Raw genomic sequence first — 17,225 nt, 5'->3', positions numbered from 1 at the left:
TAAAGCTCTTGTTATACTTGACAAATAGTAGAAAAGAGCCAATTTTGTATTCAAAAGTTAGTTTTACAGTAGGTATAAAAAGGCTAAGGTCAAGAGACTTGCTAGAAGCCCAACTCCCCAAAAGAAGAAGTCAACTTTCCACTCGCTCCAAGGATTGCCCTTGCCTGAGAATCCTCCAAGCTCAAAATGATGATGCACAGGTGTCATACGGAAAATACGCTTCCCACCACTAAATTTGAAGTAGGTAACTTGCATCATAACAGAGCTTGTCTCAAAGACATAGATAATCCCAATCAGCAAAAGGGTCCATTCTTGGTGGAGCGCCATAGAGATTGCTGCCAGCATTCCACCAAGAGCCAAACTTCCCGCATCTCCCATAAAGACCTTGGCAGGTTTGTGGTTAAAGACGAAGAAACCTAGCAAACTACCAATCATGGCAAGAATCACAAGAAGAATATCCAGTTGATTTTGCATATAAGCAATCACACAGTAGGCTGACAAGCTAATCACTACTGAAATACTTGCTAGGCCGTCGATCCCGTCAGTCAGATTCACCGCATTTGAAAAGCCAACTAGCCAGAAAAGGGCAAAGAAAATATAGAAAATACCCAGATGTACTTGATAGCCAAAGACTGAAAGCATGTCGCCACCACGCTCATAAAAGAGGTAGAAAATCACTCCTCCAAGGAGCTGGAGAGCAAGTTTTTGCTTGGGATTTAAGCCTTCGTTAATCTTACGAAAGACCTTGAGAAAATCATCCAAAAAGCCTACCAAACCATACAAAACCAAGATAAACAAAATCATGCCTACATTGTTGGTCAATTGTTGGGTAAAGAGAGCGACAAGGAAGCTCACTACTACTGCAACGTTCATGAAGACAAGACCTCCCATGGTTGGAGTCCCAGCTTTAGCTTGGTGTTGCTTAACATCCTCGTGCATCTGCTGACCCGTAATCTGTGCTTTGCGATAAAATCGGATAAAGGCTGGAATACCTATCAAGGTCAATAGAAAGGCTAGAACTCCAGCACTAATGGAACTAATCATCTTAATCTCCTAAAGTTATTTTCATTTTTTTAATGTCTTTGAGGGTTGTATTGGCACGGACACTTTGTTTCTTGACCGTTTTGCCACTACCTTCCCACTCGACTTCTATATTCAGCCATTTGGCAAATGTTTGCACATTGTCATCTGTCCAGCCGTACATATCAGGCATTTCTTCGACCTTATCTGACAGGATCAAGATTTGCTGATTGGCTTCCAAATTATCTCCTTCAGAAACCGAGAGATCCTTAATCTTGTTTCCTGTTCCGATAACGATTGGTTGGACAAGGTTACGGCGCAATTCCTCTGCTAGGTATCCCGGAGTAAAGTCCTTGGTAGCCGGCATAGCATAGCTTGTCGTCTTGCTGACCTGATCCAAGTTCTTAGCAGTTGACTGAAGATTGAGGGATTCTTTCATAGCAGAAGCTCGCTCAAGGATCGGGTTGGCAAACTCTCCCAGCTGAACACCCGAATAATGCTCTGGCTGTTGCACCGTTACATAGAGGATAAAGTCAGGATTTTCTGCAGGATGCATCGACACAACAGAGAAGATATAGTTGGTTTCACCTGTCAGGTAACCTCCATTCTTCTCATCGGCAATCTGAGCAGTCCCTGATTTCAGAGCAACATTCTGTCCCGGAACATTGACATTTGGTTTTCCTGTACTGTGGTTGTACATGGTACCATAGACAGGATCTGTCCCGACCATGACCATGTAATCCCGAGTAGAGGAAGCTGCCGCTTTTGACACAGGATTTCCGACGATTTCCTTTTGAGACTTACGAACAGACTGGTCATTTGGATCATAGAGGGCACTGATAAATTTCGGCTCCAACATAACCCCATCGTTGGCAATGGCTGTAAAGGCACGAAGCATCTGGGTCTGGGTAACAGAAATCCCTTGTCCAAATGAACTCATGGCGATATTGACAATGTTATCCGCGGGTAATTGACCTGTGTACTCATCTGTCAGACCAAAACGGGTCGGTACCCCAAACTTAAAGCGGTTAAGGTAGTCCAGCCAGGTTGCATCTCCCATCTTTTGCTCAAGCAAGGTCATCCCGATATTACTTGAGTGGGCAAATCCTTGAGAGAAGGTCATGGTGCCACCACTGGTCAATCCTTCATTGACGTCCCAGTCTCGAATGGTCGCATCTGCTATTTTCAATTCACTACTGTTAAAGTATTCCCCACCAGGGAAGGTATTGTTATCAATAGCTGAGGCCAACATCATCACCTTCATGGTCGATCCTGGCTCGTAGTTACTTTGATAAAGGATATCACGCCAGACAAAGTCTTTTGTGATGCCATCCTTGGTATCTGCGTTAAAGGTCGGTCGTTGGGTTGTAGCCAGGATTTCCCCTGTTTTAGCGCTGACCAAGGTAGCCGTCATATACTTGCCTTTTACCTTTTCCTGGAAGGCATCCATCTGCGTTTCCATAAAGGATTGTAAGGGACTAGAAAGGGTTGTGTACACATCCTTTCCATCTACCGTTTGTTGGGAAGCTTGATCGGTACCCGGAACGATGTTTCCCAGACGATCCTTCTCATAGGTGATAATCCCATCTGTACCCGCCAGAATGCTATTTAAAGAACTCTCCAAACCAGATGTTCCAATCAAGCTCTTGGTAGCATCCTCATTTTCATGAAGTTGCGCTAAACCGATAAAGGAAGAAGCAAACTGTCCATTGGGATAACTACGGTTAGGGCTGGTTGTAAAGTCAACTCCCTCAACGCCAGCAGTTTTGAGGTCATTTTTAATAGCCATCATATTGGCATAGGTAATCCCATTTCCCTTGGTACCAAAGGATACCTGTTTTAGAGCTGGCTGAGAAAGCTGTTCTTTGACATAGGACTCCTCCATATCCAGATACTTATGGAAAATTTCAGCTACCTTATTAAATTGAGAATCCTCTACATAGAGGATTTTACCTGTTGCTGACTTATAGGTCTTGTCAATAACGGCATAGATATTATACGAAGTCGCATCCTCAGCAATAGGCGTACCATTACGATCGTAGATGGTCCCACGCTTGGCTGGAATCATCTTAGTTGTTTGGTGAACCTTTTTGGCTTCTTGAACCAAGTCCTTACCAAATTTTTTACCCGTTCCGATAATGACCGCAAAGTTGACCAAAAAGACAGCGAAGAGTATGACAGCCAATAAACTCAGGCTTTTCCCTACTCTTCTGCGGTTTTCTTCTGGAGATTTACGATTACGAACGGCATAACGGATGATTTTTTCTTTCCACTGTTTCATTTCTTACTCCGTTGCTCGGATATTTTCGTTATTCAGCTGCAAATCCTTTGAGTTTGCAATTTCTTTCAAACGTTCTGAACGAATCAATTCATTGACCTCTTGCTTGGCATCGTCTAGCTCGGTTTTCTTTTCTTCGATTTGAGCATTGACCTTGGTCAATTCATTCTGAACTTGTAATAGCTTGGTCTGCATAAACACAACGCTAACTGCCAGAATAATCATTGTTGCAGCAATCGAAACATAGAAGGCCTTTTCCACACGTGAAAAACCTTTAAACTTCGTTTGCAATAACTGGCTTGTTTTTTCGATTCTTTCTGCCATGTTTTTCCTCTTACTTGTGAATTTTTCTAGCCACGCGCAACTTGGCTGAATGCGAACGGTTGTTGGCTTCTAGCTCTTCGGCACTTGGCAAGATTGGCTTACGGGATACCAATTCCACCTTAGGCTTAAGTTCATCTGGAATGAAGGGCAAGCCTTTGGGAACTTCCACTGTTGAAGCTTCCTTGAATAATTGCTTGGTCAAGCGGTCTTCTAAGGAATGAAAGGTAATCACTGAAATTCTACCATCCAGATCCAACATATCCATAGCCTGCTGGATGGATTCATCTGCCGCACCCAGCTCATCATTGACTTCGATTCGGATAGCCTGGAAAATCTGCTTGGCAGGGTGTCCCTTTTTCTTGAGCTCCTTGGCAGGCTTGGCAGACTTAATAATCTCTGCCAACTCCGTCGTTGTCTCAATTGATTTCACCTCACGCGCTTGCTCAATCTTACGGGCAATTTGTTTAGAGAATTTATCCTCACCATACTTGAAAAAGATCCGAACCAAGTCATGATAGTCATAATGATTCACCACCTCATAGGCCGTCAGACTAGCTTCCTGATTCATCCGCATATCCAGTGGCGCATCCTTTTTATAAGAAAAGCCACGTTCACGCTGATCTAGCTGAGGACTGGACACTCCCAAGTCATAACAAATTCCATCAATTTCCTGGACACCAGCCTCCTGCAAACGTGCCTGCAAATGACGGAAGTTATCCTTGATAAAGGTTACCATCCCCTTTTCGATATAGGGTGCCAACCGTTTTTGCGCATTGTCAATAGCATTTTGGTCCTGGTCAAAGGCATAAAGATGCCCTTTTTCGCTCAATTTACTTAATAAATATTCGCTATGGCCTGCTCCACCCAAAGTCGCATCAACGTAGATACCGTCAGGTTTTACGTCAAGCATATCAATCGTTTCATGAAGCAAGACCGTTACATGATGAAATTCTTTTGTCATATCCTATCTATTTTACCACAAATCCGACCAGCTTGCACTTGTCAGACAAGGCTAAGTTTCTTCGAAAAAATTCACAAAAATATGTCATATATACTTGACACTCTACCCTCAAAAGAATATAATATAGTCAAATATATACGACATATCAGAAAGGAGATCCTATGAATCGTGTTAAAGAATTCCGCAAGGAACTGGGCATTTCCCAGCTCGAACTCGCCAAAGATATCGGTGTCTCGAGACAGACCATCAACATGATTGAAAATGACAAGTACAATCCAACCTTGGAACTCTGTCTCAATCTCGCCCGCAGCCTCCAAACTGACCTTAACAGTCTCTTTTGGGAAGACGATTTTTAAAAAGGAGCAAACAAATGAAAAAAGAAACTCTCACTGAAAAACTCATCAAACGCACATACGGCATTTCTGGTCCCCTTGACGAACACAAACGGCGCGAAGCCGATCGTATCGGGAATCAGGTCTTTATTGTCCTCTTTTATCTGATGACATTTGGCAATCTCATTCCCTTTATCCTTGCTTATAAATACCCGCAAATTGTCGCTATCGGCTATCCTCTCGTGGTGTTTGGCATTTCGATGATGGCTGCCCTCTATGTGGTCTCCCAAACCAAGAAAACGGGCATCACAGCTATTGATCCCGAAATGTTAAGCCAAAAAGAAAGTAAACAGCTACATTTTCCGGGTCTAAGAGCCGGTCTGATCTATGGCATAGCGATATTTTTTATAGTGCCACTCATCGATACTCTAACAAGTGAAAATCCAAATTTCATCAGTTCTCTTCTGAATTCAAAACATATTTTAAAAACTATACTGGGAGCGTTCTTTTTTGGACTGATGATGCAAATTGTCGTCTCTCTTCGCATTCGAAAGGCAAAGAAAGACCAAGAAGACGACTAGGAGGTGCCTTATGAAATCACTAGCTAGACTACTGATCAGTCATGTTTTTATCAGTATTTTCCTTTCCTTCGCCCTTATTTCAGGAGCTGTTTCACATACTGTTTTAATACTCCTACTCCTCTTTCTTCCTGCGCTAAATAAGGGACTTGAGAAAATGCAATCAAAACGGATACCTGTCCTCAACGCCGCCCTCTTCTTTTTCCTCATATCCTTTCCACAACTTTTAACCAACCCTGTCCAATGGAAATTTCTAATATTCCTAGTCGTAACCATCATCTCAAGTTTGGCCTACTTCTATAACTTTTATCAAGTAGTTAAAGAAGTAGATCAAAAACAGTTGATTTAGGAGACTACTCCCATAATTTCTCATTTTATAGACAAAGAATCCCATCCAGCTCATGCTAGATGGGATTCTTTTATTTCTTAACAGAGGTTGCAAGTCATTTCCCTTTCATCTTAGAAAGTCGACTCTTTCCAACTCACACTACAATCCAAGACTTGTTGCCTTTCTTCTTGATTGCGGCCTTCAATCTGGTCAATCAAAATCTTTGTAGCCTGTTGTCCTTCTTCAAAGGCGGGCTGAACCAACGTCGAAACACTTGGAGAAGAAAAACAAGTCCACTCCGTGTTGTCAAAACCAATCAAGCCAACTTGTGGCAAGTTATAATTCAACTCTTTGATAACGGTAAAGACTAGAGGTAGGGCCCAACAGTTAGGGACAAATACCAGAGTTTTTTCATCGGGATTGATTTCTTTTTGTAAAAATTCCTTAATTTGTTCCAAATTCGTATGCTTATCTTCAATGGTTAGACTGGCGTGGCACATATTAGCATCTGTTAAAGCATCCACAAAACCACTTGCCCGCTCAATCCGAGTACTCAAGCGACTCGTATCCGCTGTAATCAAGAGAAAATGCTCATAACCTTTTTCGATACAGGACTGGGTCATGTCATAAACGGCATCATAGTTATTGGTTTTGACCCAGCTAGTCCGGTGTTCATAGAGCTGACTATCAAAAAAGACCATTTTCTTCTTTTTCTCATCGATGATACGAGAATATTTTCGGAAATTAGAGGTTGGCTGAATAATAAAGCCGTCTACTCCCAAGAGAAGCATGCTTTCAATATATCTATCCTCACTCTCTTGGCTGTAATTACTATTTCCTATCATTACCTGGTAGCCATTCTGGCTGGCGATATCCTCAATTCCCTTAACAATTTGGTTTGAGAAACTGTTGGTAATGTCACCGATCAAAACACCAATTAATTTTGTTCGTTTGGAGTTTAAGCTACGCGCAACAATACTCGGTTTATAATTTGTTTCATGAATAACTTTTTCAATCTTTTCACGTGTTCCTTGGGACATTTTTTCATATTTCCCGTTTAGGTAAAATGACACGGTTGTTTTTGAGGTCTGAGCCATTTCTGCAATGTCTTTTATGGTCAGTTTCTTCTCCAATCTAAAACCTCTCCTACTAATACTTATTATAACGTATCCGCTGTTCAAAAAGCCTATTTCTAGCACTGCAAGCGAATCATTCTCTCATTTATTTTATCATATACTAGACATTTTCCACGCATTTTTGTTCCGCCAACGAGGCATAATTTTTCACCTATACAAATATCCTCGCTTAATAACAGAATCAGTTTGTCTGTTTCGTCATTTTTCACTTCAAAAGCCAGAGCATTTTCTACTTCATGACCGTCTGTCTGGTAGACAGAATGACGGGTGATTTCAAAACCCTCATGTGCAATGATGGTATAATCCAGCATCTGATTCTCAAAGAATTGGTGTTTCGTGAGTTTGCTACTTTTTTCAAGCTCATTGTATTTAGGAGAAATAATGGTATCTTCCAAATCAAAATCAACTTCACTCCATAGTTTTAACTGATTGATTTTCCCATCTTGATAGGCCACATCCTTGTCAAGGATAAACTGAGTCAACGCCTCATGCCGACCTTGACACCTGATGTCATCTACCAAGAGCCACACATCCTCTGCCAACATGAGGATTTTTCTCCTGTGAAGATAGGGCAAATCAGGTTCTGCTGACCAATAAGCTCCCTCAATATAATGCACTCCCTCCCTTTCTTTATGGTGACAAAACAGGGAGTGAGGATAGTATTCATATTCCCAGGATCCCGTGATTCTTTCCGGAGCTTTCCCATCTACAATGCAGGTCGAATGACTCCAAGCACTCTTTAAGAGATAACGTTCATCTATCTCACGATAAGAATAACGCCCAGTATCTATGAAAATCGGTTGGCCTTGATACTGTAAGCAAAAACTATTCTCGTCACTATGGCTATGGGCACTTCCCAGCGGACCGTTTTTGAAAAATAGATAACGATGTTCATCCTTAATGCAGACATGTCCAGAGTCTTCAAAGATCATGGACTTAGGCTGCCAAGCTCTCTTTTCAAATTCCTGCAGTCGCTTGACCTTTTCTCGCCCCAGGAACAAGAGGCTAAGCAAATCGACTTTAACCTCCAGACCGTTAAGAAGGTCTTCCTTGTTCAAAACCACAGCAGACAGGCTCAAAATTTCTGTCGTTTCTGTAGAATCGCTATCACCAAAAGCCAAGGTCCGTCCATCTAAACCTGTCATCATTTGAATATAAGTCGCCATATTTGTCAGCAGCTCTTGAAAGCTATCTTGCAAGTCTGGAAGCAAGAGACACAAGTCTAGCAGGGCTTTATAAACCTCTACATGATAGAGAATCGACTGTTCAAACTGGCTTCCATCCTCTAAAATCTGCGTCTCGATCTGCTTTTTCAACTCCTTTGAAGCAAAATGGTAAGCTTCTTCTAGGTCCATCTTATCTGAAAAGAAATGATAGATTGCAAGTATCGGAATCGTTTGTAAAATTCCCCAGTTACTAAGGGTGTACTTGGCGCGATAGTGGCTTCTCATAAAGTCAATCTGCTTTTCTAGACTGACCAAAATTTTCTCTAGTTCTTTCTCCTCTAGCAAGTCAAATTTCAAGAGGAGCAAGAGTAGTTTCAACCAAGTAAAGGAACGAATACCCGTATCCAAGGTTCTAGTCATCAAGGATTGAGGAGAAAATTCTCTCACCTGCTCAATCCAATCAAATAGAAAGAACTTGCACTTTTGGATATAACCCTTATCTCCTTCTACCAGATACCCTATCATAAACTGCAAGAGATATTCTTGTCGATTGAGCATATAAGCCCATTCTGGATCATCTTCAAATACTTGATTCCATACCATCGGCTGGATTTGATGGATTTTTGAACAAGGCTCCATATCCCAAGGACTATCAAACATAAAACGATTGTCCATCAAGCGTTCAAAGGAACGCTTGACTTTCTCATAGTCTTTTGAACAGTGCGACAAGATATAGTCACGACATTGGTCCCCATCAATTCTTTCAAAAAATTGTCTTCTTTCTTCTTTCATTATCTTTTACCAGAAAAAGAACTACTTAAAAAGCAGTTCTTTTGTCTTTCCCATTACACTTTCCTTTTCTACATAGATGACGACTCCTTTTGCAATCTGCAAGGAGACCAAGTCATCTTTGATAGAAATGATTTTTCCATGAATTCCAGACAATAACAACACTTCATCACCAGACGTTAAAGAAGCTAAATACTCTTGTCGTTGCTCCATCTGTTTGCGAAGCAACTTTTGCTGACGAATAGAATGAAAGCTTGACAGTAAAAGGGGGCTCACTGCCAAGACAATCACTATTCCATAAAACAATGTTGTATCCATTAAGCTAGAATCTTAAGCCAGCTTCCGATAATTCCGATGATAACTGTTAAAATAACGAGTTTATATGTTGTCCATTTCTTTTCTTTGATCAAGTAGTAAACTAAAAGTGTAAATAGGGCTGGTAGAAGAGCTGGAGCAACCTTATCAAGCATTCCCTGAATACTGACGATACTTTGTTTGGCATCTGCTTTAACTTCCCCTGCAGCAAAGGTGATTGGCACCATAATCTTCACAGATGTCGCTGCCAAACCAGCAATTACGGTTACACCGATAATATTAGCAATACGAGAAATCGTTGCCATCTGTTCGCTCAGTTTATCAATCACAGTTGTTCCTAGTTTGTATCCATAGAGACCAGTTGACAATTTAATCGCTGTCAAAATCGTATTCATCGCAAGGAAGAACAAGATTGGACCGACAACCAAGCCTTCTTGAGCAAAAGAAGCTGCGATGGTTGAGAACAATGGAGCTAAACAGAATTGAGAAAGAGAATCCCCAATACCTGCTAATGGTCCCATCAAGGCCATCTTGATGTTACGTGTTTCTTTTGCTGGTCGGTCATTTTCCAACATTACAAGGTGCAAACTGGTAATAAAAGGCAGGAAGTGTGGATTGGTATTATAGAATTCACAGTTTTCTTCCAAGGCTTGGTAGAAACCTTCCTGATCCCCTCCATAGTGTTTTTTCAAAGCAGGATACATTACATTGGCATATCCCAACCCTTGATAGTTACTATAGTTAAATCCATTTTGACAAAAGAATGCCCGCAAAGACGTTTTAAGATAATCACGTTTTGTTAATTTGTTAGATCCAGTCATCGTGTGCTTCCTCCTCTACCACATGATCCGCTGTTTTTGGCTTGTTATAAAATTCAATCAAAGCAAAGATAGTACCTACAATTGCAATACCAATTGTTGGGATGTTTAGATAAGCTGCACAAACATATCCCAACAAGACAAACGGAATCAACTCTTTCTTAGCCATCACTGACAAGATCATCGCAAAACCGATAGCTGGGAGCATTTTACCAGCAACTGTCAAACCTGTAAGCAATACTGGTGGAATGTAGTCTACGAGTTTCAACAAGGTATCCATTGAAAGGGCACCCAAGCAACCTAAGGTAAATCCAATAAAGGCAAACAACCAAATTGTTGCATTTAGAGTGAACTTGAATTTCTTCAAATTATGGTTTTTCAAGTGCTTCATCGCTGTTTCAGGCGCACCAGCACGTACAGTGTAGGCAAAAGTTTGTAAGAATTGAATCGCCACAGCAATCGGAGTAGAGAGGGCAAGAGCCGCTTCTGGACTGACTTTACCAGCACTAGTGATAGCCATCAAGGTACCAAAGATACCAGGTCCGATTGGGTTTGGTGGAACAGTACCTCCAGCACCAACACCGAATCCCATATAAGCCAATTCACCAATAGCTCCCATTGCAAGAGCAGTAGGCAGATCACCTAGAATAATTCCGACACCAAATGACAGAACAATACATCTATTGGTGTAAATTCCTAACAGCATTCCACTAAAACAGAAAGCTGTCCATAATCCAATTAAAATCGCTTGAAATACATTAATCGACATAACGATCTCCTCTTTTAAATATAGTCCATAATGTTGACTTCAACAGCTCCATCGTTTCCTGTTGGAGTTGTTTTCGTATTAAATGTTACTTGATAAGTTTGGTTCAATTCCTTGAGGGCTGCCTTGTCCTCTTCACCCAGGAAGATAGAGCGTGTTACTTGCTCTTTACCAGGGGCATTGTGAATGTTCCCAATATTGATTTCTTTAATTGGAACACCACCTTCTACCAAGGTTAAAGCATCTTTTACATCCTTCACAACGATAAAGATTGTTTGCGCGGGATTCGCCTTGTGGATAATATCAATCACCTTTTGCAAAGGGAAGAAACGCATGGCAACTGAGTCCGGCACAACTGTTTTCATCAGAGTTTGTTGCATCTTATCTGTGCTCACTTCGTCATTAGCAACAATAACTGTATTACACCCCAGGTATTTTACCCAAAGTTGTCCTTGCCCGTGAATTAAACGTTCATCGATACGGGTCATAATAATATTTGGCGTCGTCATATTTCTCCTCCTACCAATATAGATTCCAGTCTTTGTAGAAACGGATAAGCGCTTCTAGGTAATAGTAGTCACCCCAGATATTGCCTTCATCCACTCCTTTACCTGAATGCCATGAGTACACACCGTGGAGGAGACTTGTCCCACCAGGGGTAAATTGATCATTTGCATAATGTTCGATCAAAGAACGAAGCATGGCATGCATAGCATGTTTATAAATATCTTTGTCAGCATCCACCTCTGGGAGATGTTTTAGCATTTCATGAATCCCACAGACGGCGATAGCTGTTGCTGAAGAATCTCGTGATTGATCACTACCATCATTAAAAATCAAATCCCAATAAGAAACATAATCTTTTGGCAGACGATTCAAGAAATAATTGGTTACACCCTTAAACAAGTCAAAGCAGGACTCGTCTTTCAGGTGACGATAAGTCAAAGGAATACCATAGACTCCCCATGATTGACCACGTGCCCAGCATGAATCATCACTATACCCTTGTCTCGTTACACCTTTAAGGGGTTGACCTGTCTCAGGATTAAAATAGAAGGTGTGGAAGGACGAAGCGTCATCACGGATTACATTATTAGCTGAAGCATAGAAATGATTTTCTGCAATATCGTAGTATTTTTGATTGCCTGTTTCTTGATAAGCAAAGAACAAGAGCTGGATGTTGAGCAAGCAGTCGATAATCAAACGGTAATGCTCTTTCTTGCCCAAGTCTCCCCAAGCTTGAATAAAGCCACCTTTTTCTTGATAGCGTTCAATCAACTTATCTGCAGCTTTCAAGGCTGCTTCTCTAGCCTCCCCATCTCCATTTATCTTATATTCAGCCATACAAGATGGTGTGTACAAGAAGCCGAGATCATGGTGATCCAATTCTACTCTCTTATTGACACGATCCAGGAAAGAAAGAACATTTTTATGAGCGATGTTTTTAAATGCATCCTGTTGACTGTATTCATAAGCCAACCACAGTTCTCCCGTCCAGAAACCATTAGTCCATTCCGTGTTATCCATGATTGGATAGACATCATCAAAGGTAGCTGGCGTCGGGAAATCGTCCTTGAAATAGTCAAGGTTGAGTTCTAACTGCCGAATAACCTTATCAATTGCCTGGCCGACTTCTTCTTTCGTCAGAAGTGGTACTTCTAAGAAGCGCTCAGGCGATTTTATTTCTTCAATCGTAACCTTTTTTATCATTCTTTTACCCTTTAAATACCCGATTCGAAATCTTCTTCCTCTGCCTCTGCATCCGTTGAAAACAATTTTTTACCATTTACGACTCCGCCCTGGGCCGCCGCTACTGATTTATTAACAACCTCATCAAAGCTATGAGCCATTCTAGCAAAGACTGCTTCCATTAACATGGCTAAGTTCAAACCTGAGAGAACATTCATTGTTTTGGCTGGATTTTCTCCCATTATGGTAGAAGAAACCTTGAATGGCGATCCTCCCAAGAGATCACTTAGGATTAAAACTTCTTCTTCATTTGAAATTGCAAGTAAGATTTTTTGCTTGAGTTCATCTGCTGACATTCCTTCCACAAAGTCAATCGACTCCACATTTTCTTGATTGCCTGCAATCAATTGTAAAGAACTATAAATCCCTGTGGCAAAATGTCCATGCCCTACAAGTACAATTTTCATCTTTTCTCCTTTCTTTGTTTAAGTTTACCGGTTTACTTTACATTTCATATTGTAATCCTTTATTTTTATCTTGTCAATAGTTTTTTAAAAAAATATTAGCGCTTTCATTGCTTGTTTAACTGTTATAAATAGACAGAAATTTCAAAATCTTCTGTTTTTTTATGGAAATAAAAATTTTTAGAAATCAAAATACTCAATTATTGACAAAACCGGTTTACTAGAATATAATTTGATTATAGAGAAGTCTTAACAAATTTGAAAGGAAGTATCAAATGACAAATACATCATTCTCAATTGAGCAGTTTTCTTTAAAAGGAAAAATTGCTCTCATCACCGGCGCTTCTTATGGAATTGGATTTGCTATTGCCAAATCCTACGCTGAAGCCGGCGCTACTATTGTCTTTAACGATATCAATCAAGATCTGGTCAATAAAGGGATTGAAGCTTATCGTGAAGTTGGCATCGAAGCCCATGGGTATGTCTGTGACGTGACAGACGAGGACGGTATCCAAGCCATGGTCAAGCAAATCGAACAAGAAGTTGGGGTCATTGACATCCTCGTTAATAACGCTGGTATTATCCGCCGAGTTCCAATGTGCGAAATGAGCGCCGCTGATTTCCGTAAGGTCATCGATATTGACTTAAACGCACCATTTATCGTTTCAAAGGCAGTTATTCCTTCTATGATAAGGAAAGGGCATGGAAAGATTATCAATATTTGTTCGATGATGAGCGAACTGGGACGTGAAACGGTTAGCGCTTATGCTGCCGCTAAAGGGGGCTTGAAAATGTTGACCCGCAACATTGCGTCTGAATACGGTGGAGCCAATATCCAATGTAACGGAATTGGACCGGGTTATATTGCCACTCCTCAAACAGCACCTCTTCGTGAGTTGCAAGAAGATGGTTCTCGCCACCCATTTGACCAGTTCATCATTGCAAAAACACCTGCTGCACGTTGGGGAAATCCTGAAGATTTGATGGGGCCTGCTGTCTTTCTCGCTAGTGATGCCAGCGATTTTGTCAATGGCCACATCCTATATGTAGATGGTGGTATCTTAGCCTACATCGGAAAACAGCCTGAGTAAAAATAGAAAGAGGATCTTATGAAAATCGCATTAATCAATGAAAATAGTCAAGCTAGCAAGAATCACATTATTTACGATAGTCTGAAAGAAGCAACAGATAAAAAAGACTACCAATTATTTAACTATGGTATGCGTGGTGAAGAAGGTGAAAATCCATTAACATACGTACAAAACGGACTAATGGCTGCCATCCTTTTAAATACAAATGCAGTTGACTTTGTTGTTACCGGCTGTGGTACAGGTGTAGGGGCTATGCTTGCTTTGAACAGTTTCCCTGGCGTTGTCTGTGGTCTAGCAGTGGACCCAACTGACGCTTACCTTTATTCTCAAATCAATGGTGGTAACGCCTTGTCTATCCCTTATGCCAAAGGATTTGGTTGGGGGGCAGAACTGACCCTCAAATTGATGTTTGAACGCTTATTTGCTGAAGAAATGGGCGGTGGCTACCCAAGAGAACGTGTAATCCCTGAACAACGCAACGCTCGTATCTTGAACGAGGTGAAACAAATCACCCACAATGATTTGATGACCATCCTTAAAACAATCGACCAAGACTTCCTCAAAGACACCATCTCTGGCAAATACTTCCAAGAATACTTCTTTGAAAACTGCCAAGATGACGAAGTCGCTGCTTATTTGAAAGAAGTATTAGCCAAGTAAAGCTATTCTAAACCAGAAAGGAACTAATGGATGACGAAAATATTACTGTTTGGCGAACCATTAATTCGAATCTCACCATTAGATGCCACCAGTATCGGCGATCATGTTGCCAGTTCGACTTATTTTGGCGGATCAGAAATTAACATCGCTTGTAATTTGCAAGCCCTGGGTATCTCAACGAAAGTCTTTAGCGCACTCCCTGCCAACGAGATGGGAGATCGTTTTCTCACATTCTTGAAACAGCACCAAATCGATACCAGTTCAATCTGTCGGCTTGGCGATCGAATCGGCCTCTACTATTTGGAGAACGGCTTTGGTTGTCGTCAAAGTGAAGTTTTCTACGATCGTAAGCATACAAGTATCAGCCAGATTCGGCCAAACATGCTCGATATGGATTCTCTCTTTCAGGGGATTAGCCATTTTCATTTCAGTGGAATCACCGTAGCTATCGGTCAAGAGGTCCGTACGCTCCTTCTCCTACTCTTGGAAGAAGCCAAGCGCCGAGGGATTATCGTTTCAATGGATCTCAATCTGAGAACAAAGATGATTTCAGTCCTAGAAGCCAAGTATGAATTTTCTAAGTTTGCACGTTTCGCTGACTATTGCTTTGGTATTGATCCTCTCATGATTGATGACCAAAATCTAGAAATGTTCCCAAGAGACAGAGCCAGCCTAAAAGAGGTGGAAAATCGCATGCAACTTTTAAAAGAAGCCTATGGTTTCAAGGCCATTTTCCATACCCTCCGCTCTAGTGATGAACAAGACAAAAATGTCTATCAGGCCTATGCTCTGGGAGAAGGATTTGAAGAGTCCGTCCAACTAAAAACTGCAGTCTATCAACGAGTTGGTAGCGGGGATGCCTTTATATCTGGTGCCCTTTACCAACTACTCCATCATTCCTCCCTAAAAACTACCATTGACTTTGCAGTTGCGAGCGCAACTCTCAAATGCACTCTTCCAGGAGACCATCTCTCCACTTCCGCAACTAGTATTGAAAATTTACTGGCAAGTGCACAAGATATCATTCGTTAGGAGAATTACATGACTAAATCAGATACGATTATTGAACTAAAAAAACAGAAAATTGTCGCTGTCATTCGAGGAAATACAAAGGAAGAAGGACTGCAAGCCTCGATTGCTTGTATCAAGGGCGGTATCAAAGCTATTGAAATCGCCTATACCAATCAGTATGCAGGACAAATCATCAAGGAACTTGTAGACTTGTATCAGGACGAACAGAGTGTTTGTATCGGTGCAGGTACTGTGCTTGATGCCGTAACTGCTAGAGATGCCATTCTAGCCGGAGCAAATTACGTTGTTTCTCCATCTTTCCATGCTGAAACTGCGAAAATGTGCAATCTCTACAGCACACCGTACATTCCAGGCTGTATTACCCTCACAGAGATCACGACTGCACTTGAAGCCGGTAGTGAAATCATCAAACTCTTCCCAGGTAGTGCTCTCAGTCCAGCATATATTTCTGCAGTCAAGGCACCGATCCCACAAGTTTCCGTAATGGTAACCGGAGGAGTCGGTCTAAACAACATCCCTCAATGGTTCGCTGCTGGTGCAGACGCCGTTGGAATTGGTGGCGAACTCAATAAACTCGCTTCCCAAGGCAACTTTGACCGCATCAGCGAGATTGCCCAACAGTATGTTACACTCAGATAAAATGAAGTAAAGTAAACTGAACCTAGGACAAAATAGTTCTCAACCACAAAAAAGCTAGAGATTTCCAATTGCAGAACTCTAGCTTTTTCATTTTAAGTCGTTCTCTTATTGTATTTTAGGAGCTTATTTGCCATAAGTACCAATCCCATGTCAATTCTCACTTGACGCATCCCTCTCAGATTACCTCTCTTGTACCCCAAACAAGCCTTTATCTGTCCAAAGACAATCTTGCGTTGAGCGAAAATCTGTCTACCTTGGGGAGATAAAAGCGCCTGGCATTCTTTATTTTTTAAGTGCTGATAGCCTTCATTCATATACAGTCCCTTTTGAGGAGCTGATTCAGAACCTGTATTCACAAAATGATAGAGCCTTTAAAAGCCGATTAATGTGTGAAAGTTTGACAAAAGCAAGCTCTGACGATACGGATTTTTCAACATCCTTAGCTAATCTTCGAGAGTGATTCAACCAAGAAAAAGTTCGCTCAACAACCCAAGGTTTGGGGATGATTTGCCAGCTGGCCTTGATTTTTTCAGAAATACCTACTGGGCAACCAAACTCCTTCACCATCATCTCCTCAGAGCTTTTACGATAACCAGCATCGGCTGAAAAAGTCTTGATGGTTGGGAATTGTAGCATCACTTTGCGAGCCACTAAAAAGCCTGATTTTGTGTCGTGCAAATGAGCTGCATGAACCACCACATCAAGAAGATTTCCCATAGTATCCACAAGGATGTGGCGCTTCCTCCCTTTGACTTTCTTACCGCCATCAATCCCACGTTCCTCTGCAGCATCTGTTGTTTTCACGCTTTGAGAATCAATGATAGCATAGGTTGGAGGGG

21 protein-coding genes are annotated in these 17,225 nt (G+C 41.4%); 7 read left to right on the top strand and 14 right to left on the bottom strand.

The annotated features are described in order from the left end of the window. Nucleotides 1–63: 63 nt before the first annotated feature. From mraY to rsmH, 4 genes are read right to left on the bottom strand one after another with little or no spacing between them, the layout of a single operon-like run. Nucleotides 64–1,044 carry a phospho-N-acetylmuramoyl-pentapeptide-transferase gene (gene mraY, locus OVN21_RS07850; protein WP_267247980.1) on the bottom strand — a complete coding sequence of 327 codons (981 nt, stop codon included), beginning with the start codon at nucleotides 1,042–1,044 and terminating at the stop codon, nucleotides 64–66. 1 nt (nucleotide 1,045) lies between these two features. Beyond that, the gene (gene pbp2X, locus OVN21_RS07845; protein WP_267247979.1) at nucleotides 1,046–3,301 is read right to left on the bottom strand and encodes a penicillin-binding protein PBP2X; all 2,256 of its coding nucleotides are present in this window, start codon (nucleotides 3,299–3,301) and stop codon (nucleotides 1,046–1,048) included. Nucleotides 3,302–3,304: 3 nt separating this feature from the next. Beyond that, the gene (gene ftsL / locus OVN21_RS07840) at nucleotides 3,305–3,622 is read right to left on the bottom strand and encodes a cell division protein FtsL (RefSeq protein ID WP_195217259.1); all 318 of its coding nucleotides are present in this window, start codon (nucleotides 3,620–3,622) and stop codon (nucleotides 3,305–3,307) included. A gap of 10 nt (nucleotides 3,623–3,632) precedes the next feature. Then, nucleotides 3,633–4,583 (bottom strand): 16S rRNA (cytosine(1402)-N(4))-methyltransferase RsmH, encoded by a 951-nt coding sequence (gene rsmH / locus OVN21_RS07835; RefSeq protein WP_267247978.1) that lies wholly within the window; start codon nucleotides 4,581–4,583, stop codon nucleotides 3,633–3,635. Nucleotides 4,584–4,744: 161 nt separating this feature from the next. On the opposite strand from rsmH, the gene OVN21_RS07830 reads away from it, so the two are divergent. From OVN21_RS07830 to OVN21_RS07820, 3 genes are read left to right on the top strand one after another with little or no spacing between them, the layout of a single operon-like run. After that, complete coding sequence (locus OVN21_RS07830; protein ID WP_001082470.1) at nucleotides 4,745–4,939, top strand: helix-turn-helix transcriptional regulator; 195 nt, start codon at nucleotides 4,745–4,747, stop codon at nucleotides 4,937–4,939. Between the two features lie 14 nt (nucleotides 4,940–4,953). Beyond that, the gene (locus OVN21_RS07825) at nucleotides 4,954–5,496 is read left to right on the top strand and encodes a DUF3278 domain-containing protein (RefSeq protein ID WP_267247977.1); all 543 of its coding nucleotides are present in this window, start codon (nucleotides 4,954–4,956) and stop codon (nucleotides 5,494–5,496) included. A 10-nt stretch (nucleotides 5,497–5,506) separates the two neighbouring features. Further along, the gene (locus OVN21_RS07820; RefSeq protein WP_267247976.1) at nucleotides 5,507–5,842 is read left to right on the top strand and encodes a hypothetical protein; all 336 of its coding nucleotides are present in this window, start codon (nucleotides 5,507–5,509) and stop codon (nucleotides 5,840–5,842) included. Between the two features lie 110 nt (nucleotides 5,843–5,952). Here OVN21_RS07820 and OVN21_RS07815 read toward each other — a convergent pair whose 3' ends face one another. From OVN21_RS07815 to OVN21_RS07780, 8 genes are read right to left on the bottom strand one after another with little or no spacing between them, the layout of a single operon-like run. Next, on the bottom strand, nucleotides 5,953–6,954 hold the full coding sequence (locus OVN21_RS07815; protein WP_267247975.1) for a LacI family DNA-binding transcriptional regulator: 1,002 nt from the start codon (nucleotides 6,952–6,954) through the stop codon (nucleotides 5,953–5,955). Nucleotides 6,955–7,013: 59 nt separating this feature from the next. Further along, nucleotides 7,014–8,915, bottom strand: coding sequence for an alginate lyase family protein (locus OVN21_RS07810; protein WP_267247974.1), 1,902 nt, complete (start codon nucleotides 8,913–8,915; stop codon nucleotides 7,014–7,016). Between the two features lie 21 nt (nucleotides 8,916–8,936). Continuing rightward, on the bottom strand, nucleotides 8,937–9,230 hold the full coding sequence (locus tag OVN21_RS07805; RefSeq protein WP_000381737.1) for a preprotein translocase subunit YajC: 294 nt from the start codon (nucleotides 9,228–9,230) through the stop codon (nucleotides 8,937–8,939). Next, nucleotides 9,230–10,048, bottom strand: a complete 819-nt coding sequence (locus OVN21_RS07800) for a PTS system mannose/fructose/sorbose family transporter subunit IID (RefSeq protein ID WP_267247973.1) — start codon at nucleotides 10,046–10,048, stop codon at nucleotides 9,230–9,232. The genes OVN21_RS07805 and OVN21_RS07800 overlap by 1 nt, the downstream gene beginning before the upstream one ends. Further along, nucleotides 10,035–10,814 carry a PTS mannose/fructose/sorbose/N-acetylgalactosamine transporter subunit IIC gene (locus OVN21_RS07795; protein ID WP_000026610.1) on the bottom strand — a complete coding sequence of 260 codons (780 nt, stop codon included), beginning with the start codon at nucleotides 10,812–10,814 and terminating at the stop codon, nucleotides 10,035–10,037. The genes OVN21_RS07800 and OVN21_RS07795 overlap by 14 nt, the downstream gene beginning before the upstream one ends. Before the next feature lie 14 nt (nucleotides 10,815–10,828). After that, nucleotides 10,829–11,320 carry a PTS sugar transporter subunit IIB gene (locus OVN21_RS07790; protein ID WP_000211084.1) on the bottom strand — a complete coding sequence of 164 codons (492 nt, stop codon included), beginning with the start codon at nucleotides 11,318–11,320 and terminating at the stop codon, nucleotides 10,829–10,831. A gap of 10 nt (nucleotides 11,321–11,330) precedes the next feature. Then, nucleotides 11,331–12,521, bottom strand: a complete 1,191-nt coding sequence (locus OVN21_RS07785; RefSeq protein ID WP_267247972.1) for a glycoside hydrolase family 88 protein — start codon at nucleotides 12,519–12,521, stop codon at nucleotides 11,331–11,333. Between the two features lie 11 nt (nucleotides 12,522–12,532). Then, complete coding sequence (locus tag OVN21_RS07780) at nucleotides 12,533–12,967, bottom strand: PTS sugar transporter subunit IIA (RefSeq protein ID WP_267247971.1); 435 nt, start codon at nucleotides 12,965–12,967, stop codon at nucleotides 12,533–12,535. Nucleotides 12,968–13,239: 272 nt separating this feature from the next. On the opposite strand from OVN21_RS07780, the gene OVN21_RS07775 reads away from it, so the two are divergent. From OVN21_RS07775 to OVN21_RS07760, 4 genes are read left to right on the top strand one after another with little or no spacing between them, the layout of a single operon-like run. Next, entirely contained in the window at nucleotides 13,240–14,055 is an 816-nt protein-coding gene (locus OVN21_RS07775) for a gluconate 5-dehydrogenase (RefSeq protein WP_267247970.1), read from the top strand. Nucleotides 14,056–14,073: 18 nt separating this feature from the next. Beyond that, on the top strand, nucleotides 14,074–14,715 hold the full coding sequence (locus OVN21_RS07770) for an RpiB/LacA/LacB family sugar-phosphate isomerase (RefSeq protein WP_267247969.1): 642 nt from the start codon (nucleotides 14,074–14,076) through the stop codon (nucleotides 14,713–14,715). A 30-nt stretch (nucleotides 14,716–14,745) separates the two neighbouring features. Further along, nucleotides 14,746–15,747, top strand: a complete 1,002-nt coding sequence (locus tag OVN21_RS07765; protein ID WP_267247968.1) for a sugar kinase — start codon at nucleotides 14,746–14,748, stop codon at nucleotides 15,745–15,747. A gap of 9 nt (nucleotides 15,748–15,756) precedes the next feature. Then, nucleotides 15,757–16,386, top strand: a complete 630-nt coding sequence (locus OVN21_RS07760) for a bifunctional 4-hydroxy-2-oxoglutarate aldolase/2-dehydro-3-deoxy-phosphogluconate aldolase (RefSeq protein ID WP_267247967.1) — start codon at nucleotides 15,757–15,759, stop codon at nucleotides 16,384–16,386. A 92-nt stretch (nucleotides 16,387–16,478) separates the two neighbouring features. Here the strand turns inward: OVN21_RS07760 and OVN21_RS07755 are convergent, their stop codons facing one another. After that, nucleotides 16,479–16,742 (bottom strand): transposase, encoded by a 264-nt coding sequence (locus tag OVN21_RS07755; protein WP_267247966.1) that lies wholly within the window; start codon nucleotides 16,740–16,742, stop codon nucleotides 16,479–16,481. Beyond that, nucleotides 16,726–17,205, bottom strand: coding sequence for a transposase (locus OVN21_RS07750; protein WP_267247281.1), 480 nt, complete (start codon nucleotides 17,203–17,205; stop codon nucleotides 16,726–16,728). The genes OVN21_RS07755 and OVN21_RS07750 overlap by 17 nt, the downstream gene beginning before the upstream one ends. Nucleotides 17,206–17,225 lie beyond the last annotated feature (20 nt).

The organism is Streptococcus sp. Marseille-Q5986 (assembly GCF_946902915.1).
Classification (GTDB): domain Bacteria; phylum Bacillota; class Bacilli; order Lactobacillales; family Streptococcaceae; genus Streptococcus.
Note: the sequence above shows the minus strand (reverse complement) of the source record. Positions and strands in the feature narration are given on the sequence as shown.